Annotated in this window: 2 protein-coding genes; one reads left to right on the top strand and one right to left on the bottom strand. The window is 65.1% G+C overall.

The window, feature by feature from the left end; translation table 11 throughout:
• A partial coding sequence (locus ENSA5_RS36975) for a hypothetical protein (RefSeq protein WP_181197347.1) occupies nt 1–1,669 on the top strand: 1,669 nt, incomplete at its 5' end.
• 347 nt (nt 1,670–2,016) lie between these two features.
• Here ENSA5_RS36975 and ENSA5_RS03910 read toward each other — a convergent pair.
• On the bottom strand, nt 2,017–3,020 hold a 1,004-nt coding region (locus ENSA5_RS03910; RefSeq protein WP_146155297.1), incomplete at its 5' end, for a transposase.

The raw sequence follows: 3,020 nt of genomic DNA on the forward strand, positions 1-3,020 counted from the left end.
GGACGCGGGGGACGCGGGGGACGATGAAGAGGTCTCGGCGATCGTCGCGCGGGCGGCGAGCGAGCCGCTGCCCGATCCGGTGTTTGAGGCGCTGCGCGATCTCGTCGACGGTGCCGACGCTGCGACGGCGCAGGCGCTGGTCGAGTGGTGGCGGGAGTGGAAGCTTGGGCCTGAGCTTGGCGAGGTCTTGGTCGAGCACCTGTGTGAGCTCGGCCAGGAGGGGCTCGCGCTCGCGCTGCCGCTGCATGAGGAGCTGCGTCCGATTTTGCTGGACAAGATTGAGGACGATCCCGAGGACGCGGCGCTGCTCGACTTCGTGCTCGTCGAGCATCTGCTCGCGCTGCGCCACGCGGAGCGCGCGCTGGAATTGCTTGGTGCGCGGCGCAAGCTGCTGCCGAGCGAGCAGCTTCAGGATCTGCTCCCGCCCTCGCCCGAGCGCGGTGGCCAGCGTATTCGGATCGAGCTGTATGAGCTCGCTGCGACGGCGCATCAGCAGCTTGGAGATGGGCAGGTTACGGCGCTGGCCGAGCTCGCGCGTCTTCAGCCGCTGGTGCGCGAGCGGGTTGAGGGGCTGATCGCGCAGTTGAGAGGGGGTCGGGGGGGCAGCGAGGAGGCCAAGGCGCTGCTCGCCCGTGCCGAGCGGGTACGCGAGCTGCTGGATGACGATGGCTTTGCGGCCGGGGCTGCGCTGCCGCTGGCCCCGGCGAGTGACGGAGGCGAGACGGAGGCTCTGGCGAGGACCGAGCCCGAGCGGGCGTCGGCGCTCGAGCGGCATCGGGTTCGGGCCCTCGACACGCAGCAGCTCGAGCTCCTGCGCCATCCCGCGGCCCGAGCCGATGGGGTGCTCGGGCGCCTTCAGGGCATGCTGGCGAAGGTCGCGGTGCCGGACTGCTCGGTGCTCAAGAGCTACTGCGAGCGGGCTAACCTCGGGCGTAATGTGACGCTGGCGAGGGCGCTGACGGATGCGACGGTGATCCTCGGGCTTGGGGGCGTCGAGGTGTTTGTCTCGCGGGGGGAGAAGTCGGTCGGGTTGCGCGCGTATGAGGGGGGGACGTCGTTCTTGCTGATCGGGGGGGATCATGTGAATCCGAAGAGCGATGCGTACCTCGACGAGGGGGCGCTGCGTTTTGCGGTCGCGGCTGAGCTTGCGCATCTGCGCTACTCACACAGCCGCGTGACGAGTAATGAAGTCTGGGCGGGGACGGTTGACCTGGGGCTGACTGGGCTTGGGATGCTAATTGTTGCTGCGCCGATATTGACGAGCCTCAAGGCGCCGGCGAAGCATTTGCTCGATAAGGTGGGGGCTCCGGCGATTACTCGGTGGCGGCAGAAGCTCGCTGGGCGGGATGCGCACTCGCTTGCTGGTGATAATAGCCAGGTTGTTGCGGCTCATCGGGCGATGCAGTTGAGTGCGGACCGGGCTGGGCTTGTTGCTTGTGGGGATCCGCGGGCGGCGGTTCGGGCGATGTTTGCGGTGCATCCTTCGTATTTGACGCTTTGGCCGTTGGTTGGGAGTCATGGGTTGCGGGGGACTGTTACTCGTGAGATTCGTGGTGATGATGAGCGGGAGCGGGGGCGGCTGGAGGATCTTGCGGTGCGGGTGGCGGCGATGTTGAGCTTTTATTTGTCGGAGGAGTATGCGCAGCTGCGCGCGGCGATCTTGGAGTAGGACACTTCCTTCGGAAGTGCTCTAAATGGGACCTGCCCGAGCGCCCTGCCCGCGTTGGAGAGCGCCCGAGCGCCCTGCCCGAAGGTCATGTTCGCGAAACGAAGCGCCCTGCCCGAAGGTCATGTTCGCGAAACGAAGCGCCCTGCCCGAAGGTCATATTAGCGAAGCGCCCTGCCCGAAGGTCACGAAGCGCCCTGCCCGAAGGTCATGTTCGCGAAACGTGACCTGCCCGAAGGTCATATTAGGATTTTTGCCGCAAGCTGGCCTGTAATCTATCGCTTCCGGCCGCTCAACCAGCACCGCCAGGCGGGCAACACGCCCACCCCCACCCCCACACATTGCCTCAGCTACGCGTTACAAACACATTGCGCCGCGTACCGGTGCCACATCAACCACGTGCCGCCAGGAAACAAAACACCCTCCTCGCCGCTGAGCCAGCGTTCCCTCGCCTCTGCATACGCCCTCTCGAACGCCTTCTTGCGCTGCAGTGCCGCGATGCGTTTCCATTTGTCCGTCGACGACACCGTCGGCCGCACGCCGAACAAGTCCTCCGCCCCGGGCATCGCGGCCCAGTGCTGCGCCCTGACCTGCCGCATCTTGAGGACCTTCTTCCCGCTCCTTTGCCGCTTCGCCTCGCACGCGTCCTCCCTGGCCCTGACTTGCTCGAGCACCAAATCCCGCAGCTCGTCGTCGGTCAACTCGGGCCGCACAGCCGGCCGCACAAGCCGGAAGGTCGCTGTCTCGGGAATGATGCTGCGGTCACGTTTCGAAGCTAGCCGCGAGTCCCGTCGTTTTCGCTTCCTCGATGACTTCTTCTTCCCTGGCCCTTTCCGCGCCCAAATGCCGTATTTGGGCTTCTTCACGACGATCTCGTCGCCGTATCGCATCTTCATCGTCGTCACGCCCTTCCAGTGCCGCGCCTTGGTCACCAGATCGCTGGAGCACGGATTTGCGAGGGTGTAGACGGCGTGCTCGAGGAGTTTTTTCGAATCTTGGGGCTCGACGAGGCCGTACCCTTTCTCGAAGTTGGTCCCGGAGGTGCCCCGCAGAGCGTTCAGCGCCCGCGAGCCCAGTGAGTTGAGCTCCTCCATGAACTTGGGGAGGCACTTCGTGTGCGCGGTTATCAGCAGGTGGAAGTGGTTGCTCATGTAGAGGACCTCGTGGACCGAGACATCGAATTTCGAGCAGGTGTGGGCGAGGACGAACAGGAGTGTTTCTGTGACTTTTTCAGTCGGTACGAAGCGAAAACTCCGGCCGACGGCTCGACAGGTGATGAAAGCAGTCTGCTGGGCGTGGATGTATCGCGGGGGAGTCACACCCAGGCTGTCGGCCGCCCACGCGCGGGGTTGCA

The sequence above is a fragment of the Enhygromyxa salina genome, assembly GCF_002994615.1.
GTDB classification, from domain to species: domain Bacteria; phylum Myxococcota_A; class Polyangia; order Nannocystales; family Nannocystaceae; genus Plesiocystis; species Plesiocystis salina_A.